This is a genomic window from Streptomyces sp. GQFP, from assembly GCF_021545335.1.
GTDB lineage: Bacteria > Actinomycetota > Actinomycetes > Streptomycetales > Streptomycetaceae > Streptomyces.
Window position 1 is genome coordinate 885,722 of the sequence record NZ_CP089312.1, and the last position, 20,561, is coordinate 906,282.

Annotated in this window: 15 protein-coding genes; 8 read left to right on the forward strand and 7 right to left on the reverse strand. The window is 69.8% G+C overall.

The window, feature by feature from the left end:
- Positions 1 to 11: 11 nt before the first annotated feature.
- From LUX31_RS04045 to LUX31_RS04065, 5 genes are all read right to left on the reverse strand, one after another.
- Complete coding sequence (locus LUX31_RS04045) at positions 12 to 776, reverse strand: ABC transporter ATP-binding protein (protein ID WP_235473148.1); 765 nt, start codon at positions 774 to 776, stop codon at positions 12 to 14.
- A complete protein-coding gene (locus LUX31_RS04050; RefSeq protein ID WP_235473149.1) occupies positions 773 to 1,618 on the reverse strand; it encodes an ABC transporter ATP-binding protein in 846 nt (281 codons plus the stop codon). Before LUX31_RS04050 ends, LUX31_RS04045 begins: the two co-directional genes overlap by 4 nt.
- Complete coding sequence (locus tag LUX31_RS04055) at positions 1,615 to 3,669, reverse strand: branched-chain amino acid ABC transporter permease (protein ID WP_235473150.1); 2,055 nt, start codon at positions 3,667 to 3,669, stop codon at positions 1,615 to 1,617. The genes LUX31_RS04050 and LUX31_RS04055 overlap by 4 nt, the downstream gene beginning before the upstream one ends.
- Before the next feature lie 123 nt (positions 3,670 to 3,792).
- On the reverse strand, positions 3,793 to 4,404 hold the full coding sequence (locus LUX31_RS04060; RefSeq protein WP_235473151.1) for a dihydrofolate reductase family protein: 612 nt from the start codon (positions 4,402 to 4,404) through the stop codon (positions 3,793 to 3,795).
- A 60-nt stretch (positions 4,405 to 4,464) separates the two neighbouring features.
- Positions 4,465 to 5,670, reverse strand: coding sequence for an ABC transporter substrate-binding protein (locus tag LUX31_RS04065; protein WP_235473152.1), 1,206 nt, complete (start codon positions 5,668 to 5,670; stop codon positions 4,465 to 4,467).
- Positions 5,671 to 5,921: 251 nt separating this feature from the next.
- Between LUX31_RS04065 and LUX31_RS04070 the strand changes: the two genes are divergently transcribed.
- Positions 5,922 to 6,371: a MarR family winged helix-turn-helix transcriptional regulator gene (locus LUX31_RS04070; protein ID WP_235473153.1), complete on the forward strand. Its 450-nt coding sequence runs from the start codon at positions 5,922 to 5,924 to the stop codon at positions 6,369 to 6,371.
- Between the two features lie 76 nt (positions 6,372 to 6,447).
- Here LUX31_RS04070 and LUX31_RS04075 read toward each other — a convergent pair whose 3' ends face one another.
- On the reverse strand, positions 6,448 to 7,248 hold the full coding sequence (locus tag LUX31_RS04075; protein ID WP_235473154.1) for an HpcH/HpaI aldolase/citrate lyase family protein: 801 nt from the start codon (positions 7,246 to 7,248) through the stop codon (positions 6,448 to 6,450).
- Positions 7,245 to 8,159 carry an FAS1-like dehydratase domain-containing protein gene (locus LUX31_RS04080; RefSeq protein WP_235473155.1) on the reverse strand — a complete coding sequence of 305 codons (915 nt, stop codon included), beginning with the start codon at positions 8,157 to 8,159 and terminating at the stop codon, positions 7,245 to 7,247. Before LUX31_RS04080 ends, LUX31_RS04075 begins: the two co-directional genes overlap by 4 nt.
- A 221-nt stretch (positions 8,160 to 8,380) precedes the next feature.
- Between LUX31_RS04080 and LUX31_RS04085 the strand changes: the two genes are divergently transcribed.
- The 7 genes from LUX31_RS04085 to LUX31_RS04115 all read left to right on the forward strand — a co-directional run bounded on the left by LUX31_RS04085 (position 8,381) and on the right by LUX31_RS04115 (position 20,510).
- Positions 8,381 to 9,598, forward strand: a complete 1,218-nt coding sequence (locus tag LUX31_RS04085) for an MmgE/PrpD family protein (protein WP_235473156.1) — start codon at positions 8,381 to 8,383, stop codon at positions 9,596 to 9,598.
- Complete coding sequence (locus LUX31_RS04090) at positions 9,595 to 10,842, forward strand: CaiB/BaiF CoA transferase family protein (RefSeq protein WP_235473157.1); 1,248 nt, start codon at positions 9,595 to 9,597, stop codon at positions 10,840 to 10,842. The genes LUX31_RS04085 and LUX31_RS04090 overlap by 4 nt, the downstream gene beginning before the upstream one ends.
- Complete coding sequence (locus tag LUX31_RS04095) at positions 10,839 to 12,005, forward strand: acyl-CoA dehydrogenase family protein (RefSeq protein WP_235473158.1); 1,167 nt, start codon at positions 10,839 to 10,841, stop codon at positions 12,003 to 12,005. Before LUX31_RS04090 ends, LUX31_RS04095 begins: the two co-directional genes overlap by 4 nt.
- Before the next feature lie 64 nt (positions 12,006 to 12,069).
- Positions 12,070 to 12,852 (forward strand): GntR family transcriptional regulator, encoded by a 783-nt coding sequence (locus tag LUX31_RS04100; RefSeq protein ID WP_235473159.1) that lies wholly within the window; start codon positions 12,070 to 12,072, stop codon positions 12,850 to 12,852.
- 84 nt (positions 12,853 to 12,936) lie between these two features.
- The gene (locus LUX31_RS04105) at positions 12,937 to 15,834 is read left to right on the forward strand and encodes an ATP-binding protein (protein ID WP_235473160.1); all 2,898 of its coding nucleotides are present in this window, start codon (positions 12,937 to 12,939) and stop codon (positions 15,832 to 15,834) included.
- A 61-nt stretch (positions 15,835 to 15,895) separates the two neighbouring features.
- Complete coding sequence (locus tag LUX31_RS04110; protein ID WP_235473161.1) at positions 15,896 to 16,159, forward strand: sulfurtransferase TusA family protein; 264 nt, start codon at positions 15,896 to 15,898, stop codon at positions 16,157 to 16,159.
- Positions 16,143 to 20,510 carry a S8 family serine peptidase gene (locus LUX31_RS04115; protein ID WP_235473162.1) on the forward strand — a complete coding sequence of 1,456 codons (4,368 nt, stop codon included), beginning with the start codon at positions 16,143 to 16,145 and terminating at the stop codon, positions 20,508 to 20,510. The genes LUX31_RS04110 and LUX31_RS04115 overlap by 17 nt, the downstream gene beginning before the upstream one ends.
- Positions 20,511 to 20,561: the final 51 nt, after the last annotated feature.

Here is a 20,561-nt window from a genome sequence, read left to right on the forward strand (position 1 = left end):
GGCCGTTCGATTCAATGGTCCGTCGCCTCGCCCAGGTAGCTGTCGAGAACCTCTTTGCCGGCGGTGCGGGCGGGGCCGCTCCACGTCACGCGTCCGCGGCTGAAGATGGCGCAGTCGTCGGCGAAGGCCAGTGCCCGGTGGATGAACTGCTCGATCAGGATGATGGTTATTCCGGCGCTCCGGGCGCGTTCGAGGCTCTCGAAGACGACGTTGACCATCTTGGGGGCCAGGCCGAGGGACATCTCGTCCGCGATGATGAGCCGCGGTCCGGCGACCAGCGACAGGGACATGGCCAGCATCTGCTGCTCCCCGCCGGACATGCTTCCTGCGCGTTGGCTGCGGCGCTGCGCCAGGACCGGGAACACCTCGAAGGTCTCGTCGATCGCGTTCTTGCGGTCGGCCTTGCCCAGCTGCAGGACGGCCTGGCGGAGGTTGTCGGCGACCGACAGTCCGGGGAAGATGCCCCGGCCCTCGGGGATGTAGCGCAGCCCCGCCCGGCTCACGCGGTGCGGTGCGAGTCCGGTGATGTCGGCGCCGTCGAAGTGGATTCGCCCGCCGCTGACCGGGACCAGGCCGGAGAGCGCGCGGCCGAGTGTGCTCTTCCCCGCGCCGTTCACCCCGAGGACCGCCAGGGTCGTACCGCCTTTGACTTCGAGCGATACGTCGAAGAGTGCCTGGGCCGTTCCGTAGGTGACCGTGAGGTCCCGGAGGACCAGGCCGCCGTTCGCGCTGGATTCCGATGCGGCGGCGGGGTCGTACGTGGCTACCGTGCTCATGACTGCTCTCCTCGGTCGAACTCCTCGTCACCGAGGTAGGCCGCCTTCACCTGCGGGTCGGTGCGGATCTCTGCCGGGGTGCCCTGGGCGATCAGCTCGCCGAAGTCCAGTACGTAGATGTGCCGGCAGAGGCTGAGCACCATGGCGACGTCGTGCTCGACGAGCAGCATCCCGGTGCCTTCTTCGGCGACGGCACGCTGGAGCGCCTGCGCCAGCCTGGCCACTTCGTAGGTGTCGAGGCCTGCCAGGGGTTCGTCCAGGAGCAGGGCGGTCGGCGAGGTGGCGAGGGCGCGCCCGACCTCGACGAGCCTGCTCGTGCCGAGCGGCAGGGACCCGACCGGGTGGTGGGCCACGTCGACGAGCATGAGGGTCTCCAGCAGCGAGTCCACCCGCTGCTGTTCCTTCGGGTCGGGGCGTCGCAGCGCACCGCCGGTGAAGGCGTCGGTCCACAGCCGGGCACGTGCGTGCCGGGCGCGGTAGGCGAGGACGAGGTGCTCGCGGACACTGAGTCCGAGGAAGAGTTCCGGCTGCTGGAAGGTGCGGGCGAGTCCGAGGCGCGCTCTGGCCTGCGGGGTCGCCGACGTGACGTCGTGGCCGCCCAGCACGACCGTGCCCGTGGCGGTTCTCAGCAGGCCCGACAGGACGGCGAACATCGTCGTCTTGCCGGCTCCGTTGGGACCCACCAGCCCTGTGACGGCGCCGGGCATGACCGTGAGGTCGACGCCCTGGAGTGCGGTGACTCCGCCGAAGCGCATCCCTATGTCGCGTGCTTCGAGGACGGGGACGGCTGTCGCCGGTGTCCGGTCGAGGTGCGTCGCGCTGACGCCTGTGTTCGTGCTCATGCCCGGCTCGATTCGCTCAGCGGGTGGTCGAGGGTCTCGGGACGGGAACCGGGATCCGTGCCTTCCCCCATACGTGGATCCGTGCCTGGCTCCGCGCTCCGGCGCAGGCTGAGCAGGCGCTGGGACAGCCCCGACAGCTGTTCGCCGATCTCGGGAATCCACCCGGTGGGATTCCTGGCGATGTACACGGCTCCGAGGCCGAAGAGGATGACGGGCACCGGGCTGTAGGTGTCCGGCAGATACACCTGCAGGGCCGCCGGGAAGAGGGTGTAGGTGACGCCCGCGAGCAGCGCCCCGGCGTTGGAGCCGATCCCCGCGGTGACGAGGGTGGCGAGCAGGACGACTCCGCCCAGCGTCGCGTAGTCGGCGGGCACTGCCCCGGCGCCCGCGACCGCCAGCAGCCCGCCGCCGATCCCAGCGATCGCGGCCGCCAGGGCGGCGACCAGGACCTTCATCTGCACCACGCTCACGCCGATCGTCTTCGCACCCGGCTCACTCCATCTGACCGCGTTCAGCGCCAGCCCGGTGGTGGACCGGCGGAGGTTGACGATGAAGTACGCCACGGCGAGGAACACCGCGAGACCGAGCAGCGTGAGCGCGGAGTCCGTTGCGGCGAAGTCCGGCGGTTCGACCGATACGCCGAGTCCCCGCTGCGCGAAGAGCTCCCGGGTGAATACCAGCTTGTCCATCAGCAGCCCGAAGGTCAGGGTCACGAGGGCTACGTACAGCGGCCCGAGCCGGATCGTCAGGAGCCCGAGGAGAAGTCCCATCGGGGCGGCGAGCGCTCCTCCCGCCACCACCGCGAGGAGTACCGGCCATCCGTGGTTGGTCGCCAACTGGGCGGTGGTCACGGCGCCGACGCCGGCGAAGGTGATCTGACAGAGCCAGATCATGCCTCCCTCACCGGTCACGAGGGTGTAGGACAGGAAGATGACGGCGAAGGCCGCGCCTTGGGCCAGGTAGTTGGTCCAGAAGGGGTCGATGACGTACGGCAGGACCGCCGCGACGGCGACGAGGACCAGCGTCGAGGGTTCCCACGCCCACCTGTAGGAGGTGACCGCGCGACGCGGCGTCGGTGTTGTCGTCGGTGTTGTCTTCCTGGGCGACACCCGGAGCGGGCCGCCTTGCGGGGTGATCGCTCGGTCCAGGGCTCCGCCCACGCCGTCGCTTTCGTTCAGCCGTCCGCGCCTGAGGGTGGTGTAGGTGAGGAAGGCCGCGGTGACCGCGAACGGGATGCTGGGCAGGACGGCGGCGGTGAAGGAACTGTCGGAGGGCAGATACGACTGCACGAGTGAGCCCGCGACTCCCATGCCGAGGCCGACGACGACCGCGACCGGCAGGTTGCTGAGCCGGCCGGCGATGACGGCGGCGAAGGCGGCGGCCATCAGCAGCGTGAAGGCGTCCGGGTCGAGGCCGACGATCGGCGCCGACAGGACACCGGCGAGGCCGGCGAGGAAGGAACTGAGGGCCCAGACGCCGAGCGAGACGGTGTTGGGGCTGGTCCCGGTCAGCGACGTCATCGCCGGGGAGTCGACCATGGCCCGCACCCGCAGGCCGATGTCGCTGTAGCGCAGAATGACGGCGCCGGCCGCGCCGAGCAGCGCCACGCAGCCGTAGACGATGACCTGGTCCATGGTGACGGGGACGCCGAAGGGGTGGAAGACCCTGACCGGTTCGGGCGCGAGCCCCGGGGCCTTGAGCACGGCCACGTTGCCGAACAGCACGGTGGCGATCGGCGGGATGCACACGGACAGACCGAGGGTGGCGACCACCTTGATGAGTGCGGAGGCCTGCCGCAGGAACCGGAAGAGCGCGAGGTACAGGACGACGCCGAGGGCGGGCGCCACGACCAGCAGGGAGACGGCCGCCGCACCACCGATGTTCCAGCCGTGCTGTGTGTGCAGGTAGTAGTAGAAACGCGCGACGAAATACGCCATGGCGCCGAAGCTGAAGTTGAAGATGCCGGCCGAGCGGTGGGTCGCTGTGAGGCTTGCCGCCGAAATGGCGTAGATCCCGCCGAGGACCAAGCCTGCGATGACGTACTGAAGCATGTGCGTCAGTTCCTTTTCTGCGTCAGCGTCTGTCCGTGGAGGGGGCGGTGGTAACGGCGGGGCCCGCGCCGTTACCACCGCACCTCTCGTTCCGGCACTCGTCAGAGCGCCGTCGCAGATGGATCAGCTGGTCTCGACGGGGGGAAAGAGATCGGGGAAGGACTGGCCGATGGGGACCTTGTACTCGACGAGGATGTTTCCGTTGTGGAAGGCCGACACCCGCATGACCTCCAGCTTGATCCGATCGTCGAACCCCTTGAAGATCGAGTTGCCGGCGCCGAGGATGAGCGGGAAGTACCAGATCTTGATGCGGTCGATCAGCCCGGCCTGGAGCAGCCCCGACCGGATACTGGTGCTGCCGATGAGGAGGATGTCATCGCCCGGCTGCTGCTTGAGTTCCCTCACCGTATCGATGACATCGCCCTTGTAGACCGTGGTGTTGCCCCAGTCCGGGTCATCCAAGGTCGTGGAGAAGACGACCTTGTTGAAGTTGTTCATCTTGTCGATGACGATCGGGTTCTCGTCGGCCTTGGTGGCCATGTCGGTCGTCCAGTACTGCTGGCCGAGTTCGTAGGTCTTACGGGCGAACATCAGGGTGTCGTAGTTCTTGAGGTGTTCGGTGGAGTGCAGCTTGAACTCCTCCTCCTCGAACTTGTCGGCATAGCGGAAGTCCGCTCCGGGGCCCTCGTAGAAACCGTCGACCGTCGAGATGATGCTGGTGTGTAGTTCCCGCATGTGACTCTTCTCCTCATGTCATGCGCTTACTGGTTGACACCTGGCCCGTGATGCCTGGGCTCAGGAATTCTTGACGAGCGTGCCGCAGATCTTGGGCTGGGGTACGAACTTGTCACCGACGAGCTGTACGAAGTAATTGCACGGCTTCGACAGCGACTTGCCGAACTGGTCGGGAGCGAAGCTGATGGGGGCGGGCAGCACTCCGTCCGCGTCATAGGACTTCACGGTCCGCAGACCGGATATGAAAGACGCTCGGGTGGGTTTGTCGCCGGCCTTCTCCAGGCCCTTGATCATCATGTCGGCCGCGAGATAGCCGCTGGACATCCCGTAGCCGGGGATGTCGCCGGCCTCGTACTTCTCGTCGTACTTCGCGAGGGCGGCGAGCATCGCGTCCGTGCCCTTCGTGTGCAGCTCGTAGGGCACGTAGTACGAGTAGGCGTACAGGTCCTCGACCGTCGCCTTGATGGACGCGTCGTCCAGCGTGGACTGCGCGTATGCCGTGGACAGGACGCCCTTGGCGTTCAGACCGGCCTGCTTCACCGCGGTGGCGAGGGCCAGCTCGGTGGGCTTGTCGCACGAGCAGACGTAGCCGTCGACCTTCGCCTTCTTCATCTGCAGGACGACCGCGGTGAAGTCCGTCGTGCCATAGGGAATGGACACGTTGGTGTACGCGGCCTTCAGTCCGGCGGCCTCCACGCTGCTCTGGACCTGCTTGAGGCTGCCGCTGGAGGACGGAATGTCCGCGAAGGCGATACCGGCGACACGCGTCACGCCGATCGACTTGAAGAACTCGCCCCAGACGGTGGTGGGCGGATAGGACGGGTCGATCGGGTCGGTCGAGAACATATTGGTGTTGGGCTTCTGGCCCCACTCCGGTCCGTCGAACCCGGCCCCGGTCACCGGTACGTTCTGCTTCTGCAGGTACTTCGTGGCCGAGAACAGCGTCGTCGACATACCGATGATTCCGAAGACCTTGTCCCGCTCGACCAGTTGGTGCACCGCGGTCACCACCCCGGCCGCGGTCGACTGGTCGTCGGCCGTCACCAGCTCCAGCTTGCGGCCGTTCACACCGCCCTTGCTGTTCAGCAGGGCGATACGGGCCTTCGCACCGGCCTCGGACTCGGCGAAGTCAGTACTGGCGGTACCGGTCAGCGATGTGACCAGGCCGATCTTGATCGTGTCGCCGGAAGCACCGGCGGACGTGGAGCCCGGGCTCGAACAGCTAGCCAGAGCCAGTGCGAGGGCAGAGGCCATGGCAACAGCCACGGCTCTCCCTCTCAAAGTGTCTGATGTGGTGTTCACTTCGCGCCTTTGTTCGCGTGGACAGGATCAATCTCGGGGCGGCTCGGCGTAACGGTGAAGCGTCGAACGCCTCGTGCATGCCCATGGCGGCCCTTCGTCAGCTGGATCATCCGTGATAGCTTCGAGTCTGAAAAGGTTCGAGGCTCGAATGTATCGACAGGCAGCTCACTTACCTAGAGTCTCGAACCTTTTTAATCTCGAAGTAACATATGGCCATGACGACGCCCACGGGAGAGACCCTGATGTACGACGCGGTTGAAGCGATCTACAACGTGGTGGAGCTCTCCGACATACACATCGACGAGCTACTGAGCGACCTCCACCTGACCAGGCCACTCTCCGATGTGGTGTGGGTGCTCGACCCGCTGTTGCCTGCGATCACCATGAGCGCGCTCGCCCAGAAGCTGCGGTGCGAGCCTTCGACAGCGACCTTCCTCATCGACAAGCTCGTCGAGAAAGGCCTCGTTCAGCGAGGCTCCGACGCCAAGGACCGGCGCAAGACGACAGTGGCCCTGACCCCGACCGGAGTCTCGGTACGCGAACGCCAGGTCCTCGCCATGACGACCGGATCCCCGCTCGCCAAGCTCACGCCGGACGAACTGCGCACGCTTGTCGAGCTGTTGGAGAAGGCGCTGGCCGGGTCACCGAAGAAGTACCGCATGTGAACGTTGCGGTCTGCGACGGTGACCCGGCCGGGGGTTGGCGTGTGCGTGAGGTGGGACGCGATCGTCGCCGGGGGCGTTATCGGTCGGCCGCGTCCAGGAGTCGTCGCGCGCGTTCCAGTACCGGCTTGTCGACCATCGCCCCGTCCACGACGGACACCGCGTCGCCCGCGTCGATCACCCGTCGCGCCCACCGCAGTTCGTGCTCCGTCGGGGCGAACCCGGTTCGCGCGGCGTCCAGTTGGCGCGGGTGAATGCACAACTTGCCGCCGAAGCCGAGTCGGCGGGCGTGCCGTAGGTCGTCCGCGAGGGTGTCGGGGTCGTCGAGGGCGGTGGTGACTCCGTCGACCGGCGCGGCGAGGCCGGCCGCGGCACTGGCCACGACCAACCGGGAGCGCGCGTAGCCCAGAGCGAGCCGGTCGTCGTGGCGTACGCCGAGTTCGGTGGCGAGGTCGACACTGCCGAAAGCCGCACGTACGACACCGGGGGCGCGGCAGACGTCGAGGGCGGACTCCACTCCGAAGGCGGTCTCGATGAGCGGGATCACCGCACAGGCATCGGCCAGCCGCTCCGGCAGGTCGGCCCGCTCGGCCTTGGGCAGCATCACCGGGCAGCGTCGTGTGGTGACGAGGTCCAGGTCGTCGTCGAACCACAGGGTGCCGGGGGCATTGACGCGTACGACGGCCCGTCCGCCCTGGGCGAGCCAGGCGGCGATGTTCCGGCGGGCCTGGTCCTTGTCGGCGGGGGCCACGGCGTCCTCCAGGTCGAGGACGACCACGTCGGCGCCCGACGCGGTGGCCTTGTCGTAGCGGTCGGGGCGATGCCCGGGGACGAAGAGGAACGTACGGGCGGTGGTGAGCGCGGCGTGGTCGAGGGTCATGCGAAGCTCACCTCTGCCGTGGCGTGCCGCTCGTCGCGCCGGGTCGCGATGCGCAGCTGCGCCGGCCCGGCGCCTTCCGATTCCGACGCCGGAGCGCCGAGGGCGAGTACGTGTTCGCCGGCGAAGACGGGCTTGCGCAGCCGGTAGGTGAGGGTGCGGACCCGGCGCAACGGGGCGTTGTGGCGGGCCAGTTCCAGCATGAGCATCACGAGCAGCGGTCCGTGCACGACCAGCCCGGGGTATCCCTCCACGTCACGGGCGTACGGCTCGTCGTAGTGGATGCGGTGGGCGTTCGCGGTCAGTGCGCTGTAGCGGAAGAGCAGCGTCGGCGAGGGGCGCACGGCCAGTTGCCATGGCGCGTCCACGGCCGCCGCGTCCGCGTCCCCGAGGTCCAGGGCGATGTCGGCGCGTGGTCGCTCGCCCTCGCCGCTGCGGTACACGAGATCCTGCTCCTCGACGACGCACACCTGCCCGCCCTGGCTGATCTCATGACGCACCGTCACGAATGCCATCTCGCCGGTCTTCCCCTGCTTGATCTCCGTCTTGGCGAGACTGCTGGTGCGGTCGGCCGGGGCTCCGACCCGTAGCGGCGCCGTGAACTCCGCCCTGCCACCCGCGAACATCCGCCTGCGGTCCGGGACCGGCGGCAGGAAGTGCCCGTGCGCCGGATGCCCGTCGGCTCCCAGCTCGCTCTGTGCGGGCCAGTCGAGGAAGTGGAGCCAGTGCCAGAGCGGGGGCAGCTCCTCCCCGTCACCGGCAACTGTTTTCTCCTGCGTCTCCTGATCGAGTACGGCGCCGAGCGCGGCAACGGGCGCCGCGGCGATCACGTCCCGCACGGTGACGGGGGCCGGGCTCCAGGAGTCGAGGTGGCGGGCGAGGCCTGCACGGTCTTCGAGGGGCACTTCCGACACCTCTGACACCTCCGGGAAGCAGTAGCCGACCACAACATATCTTGTGCCGTACAAATGTGATCCAAGCCTCCGGCCATACACTCTCCCAGTCAAGCCATTCACCATTAACTCCCACCTGAACGCCCTCAGTTACGACCGTTGACGACCGCACCATTTGGCCGTACAAATACTGGACGACCTCGCACACCGCTGCGCGGTCGCGGAAGGAAGCCAAGGAAGCCATGGTGGTCATCGCGGAGTCGCTCGCCGAGTGGGCGTACGCATATGAGCCGGGCAGCGGGGACCTGGCGCTCGCCCGGCGCTCGCTGCTGGACACCGTCGCGGTGACACTGGCCGGGCGGGACCATCCGGTGCGGGCGCTCACCGCGCCGCTGCCGGACGCGACGCGCTGGGCAGCGGTCGGGCATGTGCTGGACTTCGACGATCTGCACATCGAGTCGACGACGCACATCAGCGTCGTGGTGGTGCCGGCCGTGCTGGCGACCGGCGGGGACGCGCGGGCGTATCTGGCGGGAGCCGGCGTGATGGCCCGGCTGGGGGGACTGCTGGGCTGGTCGCACTACGCGGCGGGCTGGCACGCGACCTGCACCGCGGGCGCTCCGGCCGCCGCCGTCGCCGCCGGGATCGCCCTCGGCCTGGGACCCCGGCAACTGGCGACCGCGATGGCGCTGGCACTGCCCGGCGCGGGCGGGGTGCAGGCGGCGTTCGGTACGCACGGCAAGTCGTTGCAGGTCGGGTTCGCGGCCGAGGCGGGCGTGCGGGCGGCGCGGCTTGCGGCAGCCGGGGCCACGGCCGATCCACGGGCCCTCGACGCGTGGCTGGAGCTGGTAGGGGCCGAAAGCGCCGGCAAGGGCAATGGTGTGGACAGCGGCGGCCCGGCCGTGCCCGGCGGTCTCGCCGTCAAGATGTTCCCGTGCTGCTACGCGATGCAGCGGCCGATCGCCGCGCTGCACGAGATTCGCGCGAAGTGCGCGGCGCGCGACGTGGCGCAGGTTCGGGTGACCACTCCTGCCGCCACCATGCACCCCCTCATCCACGACCGGCCGGCCACCGGCCTGGAGGGCAAGTTCAGCATGCAGTACGCCGTCGCCACCGCACTGCTCGACGACTATCCCGGCTTCGACGCCTTCACCGACGCGGCCGTCCGCAGGCCTGAAGCACAGCGGCTGGTGACCGCCGTGGACGTGGTACGCACCGGTGGCGGCTCGGGCCTGTTGGACGGCGAGGCCACCCTCCGCGTCACCCTCACCGACGGAAGCGTCCTGCACACCGCGCTGACCCAGCCCCCCGGCTCCCCTGAACGCCCGCCCACCGACTCCGAGTTGGCCGACAAGTTCGCCGCCTGCGGCAACGACGTACCGGACATGCTCAAGGACGCGACATGGGACTCGGCGCGCGCCCTGCTGCTCGCCGAACTCCCCCAGGAGGCCACCCGATGACCCCCGCCGCCCTGCCCCTGCAGGGCATCACCGTCGTCAGCCTGGAGCAGGCCGTCGCCGCGCCCTTCGCCACCCGTCAGCTCGCCGATCTCGGCGCCCGTGTCATCAAGGTCGAGCGGACCGGCGGCGGGGACTTCGCGCGCCGCTACGACACGTCCGTACACGGCCAGGCCAGCTATTTCGTCTGGCTCAACCGCTCGAAGGAATCCCTCTCCCTGGACCTGAAGTCCGAGGCGGGGCGGGAGATCCTGCACGAACTCCTCGCCGGCGCGGATGTGTTCGTGCAGAACCTGGCGCCCGGCGCCGCCGCCCGCATGGGCCTGGGCGCGGACGAACTCCAGGCCCGCTACCCCTACCTGATCCCCTGCACGGTCAGCGGCTACGGCACCAGCGGCTCATGGCAGGACCGCAAGGCGTACGACCTGCTGGTGCAGTGCCAGACCGGCCTGCTGTCCATCACCGGTACCCCGGAAGAACCCGCGCGGGTCGGCATCTCGGTGGCCGACATCGCCGCCGGGATGTACGCCTACAGCGGCATTCTGACCGCGCTGTACACGCGGGCGACGACAGGCCGCGCGCCCGCCGTGGAGGTGTCCCTCTTCGAGGCGCTCGCCGAGTGGATGAGCCAGCCCGCCTACTACACGCGCTACGGCGGCACACAGCCGCCACGTGTGGGCGCGCAGCACGCGACGATCGCGCCGTACGGGCCCTTCACCGCCTCGGACGGGAAGGACGTGCTGCTGTCCATCCAGAACGAGCGGGAGTGGAACGCCTTGTGCGGCCAGGTGCTCGACGACCCGGGGCTGGCCGCCGACCCGCGCTTCGCCACCGGGGCCGACCGGGTCGCCCACCGCGACGCTCTCAACGCGATCGTCTCCGCGCGCTTCGCCGGACTGGGCAGCGAGGAGGCCATGGCGCTGCTGGACATGGCGGGCATCGCCAATGCCGGCGTCAACTCGATCCCGGAGTTCCTCGACCACCCCGTGCTCACCGAACGCGACCGCTGGCGGGACATCCGCGTCCCCGGCGCCTCAGCCCCCGTCCAGGCGCTGCTGCCGCCGGCCGACCTCAGCGGCGTCAGCCCGCGCATGGATCCGGTCCCGGCCGCCGGGCAGCACACGGAAGCGATTCTCACCACCCTGGGCCGCAGCCGCGCCGACATCGACCGACTGCGCGCGGAAGGCGTCATCGACACCCCGGACCCCGAACATGGGGACCACGAGCAAGGAGCAGCGGCGCAGTGAGTTCTCTCGACATCCTCTCCCCCGACGAGCAGCTGGTCGTCGGCACCGTGCGCGACTTCGTGGACAAGGACGTCCGCCCGGTCGTACGGGAGCTGGAGCACGCCAACACCTACCCCGAGGCCCTCATCGAGCAGATGAAGCAGCTCGGCATCTTCGGCCTGGCCGTCCCCGAGGAGTACGGCGGCACACCCGTCTCCACCCCCTGCTACGTCCTGATCACCGAGGAGCTGGCGCGCGGCTGGATGAGCCTGGCGGGCGCGATGGGCGGCCACACGGTCGTCGCGAAGTTGCTGCTGCACTTCGGTACGGAGGAGCAGAAGCAGCGTTACCTGCCGAAGATGGCCACCGGCGAGTTCCGCGCGACGATGGCGCTGACCGAGCCCGGCGGCGGCTCCGACCTCCAGGCCATGCGGACGGTCGCACGGCGCGACGGGGACGAGTACGTCGTCAACGGTGGCAAGACGTGGATCACCAACTCCCGCCACTCCCAGCTGATCGCGCTGCTGTGCAAGACCGACCCCGAGGCCGAACCCAAGCACCGGGGCATCTCCATCCTGCTCGCCGAGCACGGCCCAGGACTGACGGTCTCGCGCGATCTGCCCAAGCTCGGCTACAAGGGCGTGGAGAGCTGCGAGCTGACCTTCGACGACTACCGCGTGCCCGCCGACGCGCTGCTCGGCGGTGTGGCGGGCAAGGGCTTCGGCCAGATGATGAAGGGCCTGGAGACCGGCCGACTCCAGGTCGCCTCACGGGCGTTGGGCGTCGGCCGGGCCGCGCTGGAGGACTCACTGCGCTACGCGCAGGAGCGTGAGACGTTCGGCGAGCCGATCTGGAAGCACCAGTCCATCGGCAACTACCTGGCCGACATGGCGACTTCGCTCACCGCCGCCCGCCAGCTCACCCTGCACGCCGCCCGGGAGGCGGACGCGGGGCGGCGCGTGGACATGGAGGCGGGCATGGCGAAGCTCTTCGCCTCCGAGACGGCCATGCAGATCGCGCTGAACGCGATGCGCATCCACGGCGGGTACGGCTACTCCACCGAGTTCGACGTCGAGCGGTACTTCCGTGATGCCCCGCTGATGATCGTCGGGGAGGGCACCAACGAGATCCAGCGGAACGTGATCGTGCGGCAACTCGTCGCGCGCGGCGGCCTGGACGCCTGAACGGACGTGCCTTCGCGGCCATGAGAAACTCACGGGACTCCGGCAGGGCGATGAGACGGCGGACATGGCGCGCACTACGCGGACACAGGCGACCCGGGCAGGTCAAGGGCCCGGCGGCCGGGACAGCGCCTATGTGCGGCTCGCCCGTGAGCTGCGCGAGGCGATCCTGCGCCACGAGTACCCCGAGGGTGTGCGGCTGCCCACCGAGGCCGAGTTGGCCGCGTCCCGCGGCCTCAGCCGTCAGACCGTGCGGCGCGCCTTCCAGGACCTGGTCGCCGAGGGCCTCGTCCACCGGGTCCCGGGGCGCGGCACCTTCGCCGCACCCCGCGAGGAGCAGTACCTGCGCCAGTTCGGCTCGGTCGAGGACCTCATGGCGCTCTCGCTCGACACGACGATGCGGTTGGTGTCACCGCTGCGCCGCCGCGTCGACCTGGACGCGGCGGGCCGACTGCGGCTGGACTCCGACCGGGTGGACACCCTGACCTTCCTGCGGCTGCACGAGGACACCCCGTTCTGTCTGACGACGGTCCATCTGCCGCCGGGCGCCGGGCAACTCCTGGCCGACCGGCCGGAACTGACCGAGGAGGGGGCGCGCAGCCGCGTCACGGTCATCGGCCTGCTCGACAGCCGACTCCCCGACCCCATCGCGGAGGCCGAGCAGTCCGTCACGGTCGGCCTCGCCACTCCGGAGACCGCCGCCCGTCTCGGCTGCCCGCCGGCCCACCCCCTGCTGCGCATCGACCGGCTGTACCTGTCCGCCACGGGCCACCCGGTCGAGCTGGCCATCAGCCATTTCCTGCCCGAGCACTACTCGTACCGGGTACGACTGCGGCGCAATCTCCGCTGAGAACGGTCTTGTGAGCGGTGCCGGTGATCCTTATGCTGCGGGGCCGGCCGACACACCGTTGCCCAAGCCGCTGGAGGTGGGACCGTGACCGGTGATCCGCCTGTGGTGACCGTGTCACTGCTGGGCGGGTTCGGTCTGTCCCGTGACGGCACACCCCTGACCGGGAACTGGCGCCGCTCCAGTGCCAGGACGGTGCTGAAGGTGCTCGCGCTCGCCCCCGGTCACCGGCTGCATCGCGAGCGGCTGATCGACGCGTGCTGGCCGGGCGCGGAGGAAGCGGCGGCCGGGCGTAATCTCCGGGCGGCTCTGCACGCCGCACGGCACGTCCTGGAGTCGGGGCTGGAGAAGGGGGCCGGGCGGAGTTATCTCGTCGCCGACGGCGAGATGGTGATCCTGCGTCATGTACGGGTCGATGTGGACGAGGTGCGGTCGGCGCTGCGCGAGGGAAACCGCGGTGCGTTGGCGGAGGCGGTCGGACGTCTCGGGCAGGAGCTGCTGCCCGAGGACCGGTATGCCGACTGGCTGGCACCCTACGAGGCCGAACTGGTGGTGCTGCGTGAGCGGTTGGCCCGGGCGCTGCCCGTCACCCCGGAGCGGCGGCTGCCGGAAGCCGTGAACCGCCACGTCGACACACCCATGCGGGGCAGGGAGCGGGTCCTTCAGGAGCTGGCCGAACCGCGTTGGCCGGTCGTGGTGATCAGCGGCGAGGCCGGGGCGGGAAAGACACGGCTCGCGGCCGAGGCGGCCCGGCTGGCCGCCGAGGGCGGGGCGGTGGTGCTGTGGGGAACCGCGCACGACGCCGAGGGACCGACGCCGTACGGGGTGATCGGCGACGCGGTCAACGACTATCTGGCCGCCCTGCCGGACCCGGACGGACAAGCCGCGCTGGTACGTCATCCCGCCCTGGCCGGACTGCTGCCGACGACGGGCGCGCGTCGAGACCAGAGTGGTCCGCGCGGCCAGAGCGGTGCTCACGGCCAGGGCGGTCCTCGCAGCCAGGGCGGTCCGGAGGAGGAACGGACCCAGCTGTTCCACGCGGTCGCCTCGCTGCTCGCCGAGGCAGGGCAGGAGGCGAGGACCGGCCTCTGGCTCGTCCTGGACGATCTGCACGCGGCGGACCTGGGGAGTTTCCAACTGCTCTACCACCTTGCCCGGGTGGGTGCCGGGCGCCTCCGGGTCCTGGCCACGCTGCGCGAGGGTGAGCTCTCTCCCGCCGACCCGCGGATGAGGCCGCTGACCTCGCTGCTGGCCCAGGGAATGGCCGGCCGGGTCGAGATCATGCGACTGGCCGAGCAGGACTGCCGGCGGCTCGTGATCGACGCGATCGGCGAGGCCGACGAAGCCACGGTGCGGGCGTGCTGTGAACTCTCCGGCGGCAACCCGCTGTTCGCTCGGGAACTGGCCGCGGCGCCGGACCGGGCGGCGGCCCTGCGGCACGGCGAAGGCACCGTTCCGGAGCGCATCGGCTATCTGGCGGCCCAGCGGATCCAGGCTCTGAACCCTGGCGCGCAGGCGGTCGCCGAGCTGCTCGCCGTGGCGGGTGAGCCGCTGCATGCCGCGGAACTCACCGAGGCAGCAGGAGAGTTGGGGCTGGTTCACACCGCACTGCTCGATGATCTCGACCAGGCGGTACGCAGCCGAATCATCGGCGAGTCCCCCGCGGTGAAGAGCGGGCTCCCGTCCGTCACGTACGGATTCCGGCATCCCCTGATCCGGCTGGCCTGCCGGGACGCGCTCACCGCGGCACGGCAGCGCAAGCTGCACATGCTCCTCGCCGACGCGTTCGTACGGCACCGGCCCGAGGCGGTGGACACGGCCGCGCACCACCTCAGCCGCGCCGACGACCCGAGAGCCGTCGACTTCCTGCGGCGGGCCGCGCGCCGGGCGGCCTCGATGTACGCCAACGACACCGCCGACGGCCACTACCGAGATCTCGTCGCCCGGCTGGACGCCGCCGGACTCCCGGCGGCCGAGGATCGCCATGCCTGGGGTGCGGTGCTGCGGGCGCTGGGGCGCTACGACCGGGCCGAGGAAGTCCTGCGGGCGGCGATGCGAGCCTTCGCCGACGCCGGCAGCACGGCTCGGGCGGTACGGGCGGCGGCGGCGCTGGCGGAGGTACTGAGCCGCGCCGGACGGCCCGCGGAAGGACTGGAGGTACTCGCGGAGCACAGTCCCGGACTCGCGGAACACAACTCCGGCCTCGCGGAACACAGTCCCGGACTCGCAGAGCACAACTCCGGCCTCGCGGAACACAGTCCCGGACTCGCAGAGCACGACCCCGCCCTCGCGGAACACAACTCCGCAGCGGTGGACGCCCGTACGGCCGCGCTGTTCCATCTCGCCGCGAGTGTCCTGTACTTCGGCACCGGTCGCTATACGGAGACACTGGAGGCCACAGGGAGAGCGGAGGAACTCTGCGGCGGTGAGCCGCTGTTGCTGGCCCGGGCCCTGGCCAACAGGGCGTCCGCGTTTCTGCTCCTCGGTCGGCTGCCCGAGGCCCGGCGGACCGCGGAGCGCGCGCTGGCACCGGCGGAGGCGTCCGGGGATCCGGCGCGCCTGGTCGGTCCCTTCAACGTCCTGGCACAACTCGCCCAGCGCGAAGGGCGGTTCGCCGAGGCGCACGCGCACGGCGAACGGGTGCTTGAGCTGGTCGAGTTCGCGGGTGATCCGGCGGATGTCGTCCTCGCCCGCGGCAATCTCGTACAGCAGACCCTGAACCTCGGTGACCTGACGGCCGCGGCGGACCACGCGGCGCAGGCGCTGACCCTGGCCCGCCGCCTTGGCGAGACCTGGTGCCTGCCGTACGCGCTCACCAACCAGGCGCGGGTGCTCATCCGGCTGGGGCGGGAGAGCGAGGCGGCCGGGATCCTGGCGGACGCGCTCGGCATCGCCGACGCCAACGGAGACGGCCAGGCCCGTACGTCCGCCACCCAACTCCTTGAAGGCCTCGGCGAGTTACCACACCGGGGAACGCGACGGTAACTGCCGGACCTTACGGTTCCGCGCACAGACCGACAGCGCCCCCGAGCCATCGTGAGGATCCATGCCCGAGAACACCCCGCAGGCAGTCGTCGACGCGGGCGGTGAGGAGTGGCCGCGGGTCGAGGTGCTCCTCGACCGTTACGCGCGGGAACTGGCCGGGGGCGTACTGGAGATCCACACGCGGCATCCGGAGGTCCCCGAGGCCATCGGCGCGTGGTGCGCGCGGTGGGGGCACACCGTGCTCGCCGCTCACGCGGTGAACGGGGTGACCGGTCTGCACATCCGACTGTCCTCGACTTGGAGTCGCCATGCCTTTCCCGGATAGCCCACCGGCACTCATACCAAGACGCGGCCGTGGTCGTGGCAGAACGCGTGCGGCCGTTCTGGCCCTGGCCCTCCTCGCACCCGCACTGGTGGCCTCCTTCCCCGTCGCCTCGGCCGCGGACGACCGCGCGGAGATCACCGCCGAGGTCTCCGAGACCCTGGAGGAGAAGAAGGCCGCCGATGTGTGGCTGGTCTTCGAGGACGAGGCCGATCTGTCGAAGGCCGCCGAGACCGAGGGCTGGACCGACCGCGGCGAGGCCGTCATCAACGCGCTCAAGGCGGCCGCCGGCGCCGCCCAGGCGGAGACCGCTGCCCAACTGCGGGGCGAGGGCGCGGAGTTCACCTCGTACTGGATCTCCAACCAGATCCATGTGCCGGGGGCCTCGGAGAAGCTCGTCACCGAACTGGCCGAGCTGCCCGGCATCCAGAAGATCACCGAGTCGCAGCCGACCGAGCTGATCGAGCCGACGGACGCCAAGGACGCCGCCGAGGTCAACTCCGTGGAATGGGGCCTGGCCGCGATCAACGCCGACGATGTGTGGTCGGAGCGCGGCGCCACCGGGCAGGGCATCACGGTTGCCAGCATCGACTCCGGGGTTCAGTACGACCATCCGGCGCTCGTCGCCCAGTACCGGGGCTCGCAGGACGACGGCACCTACAACCACAACTACAACTGGTACGACCCGGCCGCCGTCTGCGGCACCCCGTCCGTGGCTCCCTGCGACAACTACGGTCACGGCACCCACACCATGGGCACCATGGTCGGCGACGACGGCGCCGGCAATCAGATCGGGGTCGCGCCCGGCGCGAAGTGGATCGCCGCGAAGGGCTGCGAGTCGAACAGCTGCACCACCGAGTCGTTGCTCGCCTCGGCGCAGTGGATGCTCGCCCCGACCGACCTGAGCGGGCAGAACGCGCGCGCCGATCTGCGCCCCGACATCATCAACAACTCCTGGGGCGAGACCAACGGCGGCGACGAGAACCCCTTCTTCGACGACATCGTGACGGCATGGACCGCCTCCGGGATCTTCGGGGTCTTCTCGAACGGCAACGACGGCCCGAACTGCGACACGGCCGGTTCGCCCGCCGACTCCTCGTCCGCCTACGCGGTCGGCGCCTTCACCAGCGCCGGGTCCATCGCCTCGTACTCCAGCCGCGGGCCCGGCGCCGACGGCAAGGTGAAGCCGGACATCGCCGCCCCCGGCAGCAGCGTGCGCTCGTCCCTGCCCGGCGGCGGCTACGGCTCCTCGTCCGGTACGTCGATGGCGGCGCCGCATGTCGCGGGCACGGTCGCGCTGCTGTGGTCCGCGTCGCCCGGGCTGATCGGCCGGTACCAGGAGACCGTCGCGATCCTCGACGACACCGCCGTGGACGTGGACGAAACCACCTGTGGCGGCAGCGCCGACGACAACAACACCTGGGGCGAGGGCAAGCTGGACGCCCTGGCCGCCGTCCGGCGCGCGCCCGGCGCCGAGGCGGGCACGCTGAGCGGCACCGTCACGGACCAGTCCACCGGCAAGCCCGTCCCGGGCGCCCGCGTCAGTCTGACCGGTGCCTCCGACCGCAATGTCACCACCGAGGCCGACGGCACGTACCAACTGACCGTGACGCCCGGCGAGTACACCGTGAAGGCCTCGATCTACGGATACGAGACCGGAACCGCGACCGTCACCGTCGCCGACAAGGCCGCCGTCACCCAGGACTTCGCGCTCGCGGCCAAGGCGGTGTGGAAGGTCTCGGGGACGGTGTCGAGGGATGACGGGGGCAAGGCGGTCGCCGGGGCCACGGTGTCCCTGTCGGACACACCGGTCCAGCCGGTGGTCTCCGACGCCGACGGCCGCTACACCCTGCCCGAGGTCGCGGCGGGGACATACACCCTTCAGGTCGCGACTCCGCAGGGCTGTCTGGGCTCGGCGAGCATCGAGCTCACCGTGGACGGCGACGAGAGCCAGGACGTGACGCTCGGTTCCAAGCGCGACAAGTTCGGCTACACCTGCGGAGTGGAGACGGCGGAGTACATCGAGGCGGACGAGCCGTTCGCCCTCTCCGGCGACGAGATGAGCGCGAAGATCGACCTGCCGTTCGCGTTCCCGCTGTACAACCAGGTCTACCGCAGCGGCTGGCTGGCCAGCGACGGCTACCTCGGCTTCCAGCCGCACCTGGTCTGGCCGTTCAACAAACCGCTCCCCGACAAGACCGATCCGAACGCGGCGATCTATCCCTTCTGGGACGACGTCAAACTGGACGGCACCTCCAAGGTCTACACGAAGACCCTGGGTGAGGCCCCGAACCGCAGGTTCGTCATCGAGTTCCGCGACGCCACCATGTTCTCGGCGAGCTGGGTCCGTGTCGACTTCGAGACGGTACTGCACGAGACCACGGGCGACATCGTCTTCGCCTACCGCGATCTGAACCCCGAAGACCCGTACGAGTTGGGCCACTCGGCGACGGTCGGCATCGAGAACGCCACCGGCACCGACGCCCTCCAGTACTCCCACCTGGGCTCCGAGCCCCTGTCGGACGAACGCGCCGTCCGGATCACACCGCCCGACGGCGGCTACCTCAACGGCACGGTGACCGACGAGAACGACGGCGACCCGGTCAGCCGGGCCACCGTCACGGTCTCGGCCGACGGCGAGGAGATCGCCGCCACGACGACGGACTCCGCGGGCCGCTTCGCCTTCCGCGTCCCGCCGGGCACCGGCTACGACGTCTCGGTCGACGCGTCGGGCTACTCGACCCAGTTGGTGACCGCGCAGGTGAAGAACGACGCATGGAGCGACCTCGGCATCGCGCTGCCCGCGGGAGCGCTCAAGGCGGAGGTCGACGGTGACCTCGACCCATGGGTGGTGAAGAAGGGCGGCAAGGCGAGCGTCCCGGTCAAGGTAACCAACACCGGCAGCAAGCCACTGACCTTCTCCGCGGGTGAGCTCGGCGGAGGGGCGCAAACGACCGGGGCACGCGAACCCGGTGAGGTGATATCCGAGTTCCAGGCACCGGACCTGAAGAACATCTCCGGCACGGCCGTCGACGGGGAGGGCAACGTCTGGCTCAACGACTTCCCGTCCAAGACCCATGTCGAGTACGACAGGAAGGAACTGGAGCCCACCGGACGCGAGAACACCGCCTGGTACTCCTCGGACGATGTGGACTTCACCTACGACACCCGGCACGGCCTGCTGTGCCAGCCGACCAAGATCGGGCCGGCGTCCCTGATCGCCTGCATCGACCCGAAGACGGGCACCACCAAGCACCTCGACGTGTCAGCGGTCGGCGGCGGGATCTCGCGCGGTCTCGGCTACCGGGCCGACGACGACACCTTCTACCTGGGCAGCGCCGACACCGGCAAGATCTACCAGGTGGCGGGCCTCTCCCACGAGAAGCCCGGCAAGCTGATCACCGGCTGCCAGTGGACGAAGGCGGTGTACGGCGTCGCCTACCACCCCGGCACCGGCGGGCTGTACCTGGTCGGCGGCGGCGACATCTTCACGTACGACATGGGCACCTGCAAGCAGACCGGCACCGTACCCGACCCGGAGGCCCAGAAGATCGCGGTGAGCGGCATCGACACCGACCCGTCCGGCGACCTGTGGATCTCGACCCCGTCCACCAGCACCGTCTACCGGGTGAGCAGCGGCCACACGGCGCCCAGCGACGTCGGCTGGCTGTCGACGAAGGTCTCCGACACCGCTCTTGAGCCCGGAGAGTCGGCGACGGTCACCGTCACGGCGGACACCGCGGACCTCGAGTCGGGCACCTACAAGGCGTATGTGGAACTCGCCGCCGACTCCGGACGGGCCGGGCCGGTGACGCTTCCGGTCAAGCTCGTGGTCTCCGCCCATCAGCAGGCCGTCGACGCGGGGGCCCGTGACACGTACACCGACAGCTCCGGTACGCGATGGAGCGCCGACCGCGAATACCGCGCCGACTCCTTCGGCTGGACGGGAAGTTCACGCGTCGTCTCGCTCGGCTCCTCCACCGCCATCGCGGGTACGGCGGACGACAAGCTGTACCGCACCCAGCGCGAGGGCATGGACGCCTACCGGTTCGACAACCTCCCGTCCGGCCCCTACCAGGTGACGCTCGAATTCGCCGAGCCGAGGAAGGGCACCGCGCCCGGCTCGCGGGCCTTCGATGTCACCGCCAACGGGAGGACGACGCTGTCCGGATACGACATCACCGAGGCGGTCGGCACACTGACCGCGGACCGGCAGACCTTCCTGGTGACCGTCGGCGAAGGCGGCCATGTCACGGTCGGTTTCACCGGCCGGAGAGGCTCGCTGCCACCGGTGCTGAGCGGGATCAGCCTGGTGCACCGCCCTGATCTGGCTGATCTGGCCGATCTGGGCTGACACCCGGCGCCGCTGCCTGCCCTCGCCCGGGTCCGCCGGGCGAGGGCAGGC

Coding starts and splice junctions, on each gene's coding strand:
- LUX31_RS04045 (WP_235473148.1), bottom strand. CDS start 776: ATGAGCACGGTAGCCACGTACGACCCCGCCGCCGCATCGGAATCCAGC.
- LUX31_RS04050 (WP_235473149.1), bottom strand. CDS start 1,618: ATGAGCACGAACACAGGCGTCAGCGCGACGCACCTCGACCGGACACCG.
- LUX31_RS04055 (WP_235473150.1), bottom strand. CDS start 3,669: ATGCTTCAGTACGTCATCGCAGGCTTGGTCCTCGGCGGGATCTACGCC.
- LUX31_RS04060 (WP_235473151.1), bottom strand. CDS start 4,404: ATGCGGGAACTACACACCAGCATCATCTCGACGGTCGACGGTTTCTAC.
- LUX31_RS04070 (WP_235473153.1), top strand. CDS start 5,922: ATGACGACGCCCACGGGAGAGACCCTGATGTACGACGCGGTTGAAGCG.
- LUX31_RS04075 (WP_235473154.1), bottom strand. CDS start 7,248: ATGACCCTCGACCACGCCGCGCTCACCACCGCCCGTACGTTCCTCTTC.
- LUX31_RS04085 (WP_235473156.1), top strand. CDS start 8,381: ATGGTGGTCATCGCGGAGTCGCTCGCCGAGTGGGCGTACGCATATGAG.
- LUX31_RS04090 (WP_235473157.1), top strand. CDS start 9,595: ATGACCCCCGCCGCCCTGCCCCTGCAGGGCATCACCGTCGTCAGCCTG.
- LUX31_RS04100 (WP_235473159.1), top strand. CDS start 12,070: ATGGCGCGCACTACGCGGACACAGGCGACCCGGGCAGGTCAAGGGCCC.
- LUX31_RS04110 (WP_235473161.1), top strand. CDS start 15,896: ATGCCCGAGAACACCCCGCAGGCAGTCGTCGACGCGGGCGGTGAGGAG.
- LUX31_RS04115 (WP_235473162.1), top strand. CDS start 16,143: ATGCCTTTCCCGGATAGCCCACCGGCACTCATACCAAGACGCGGCCGT.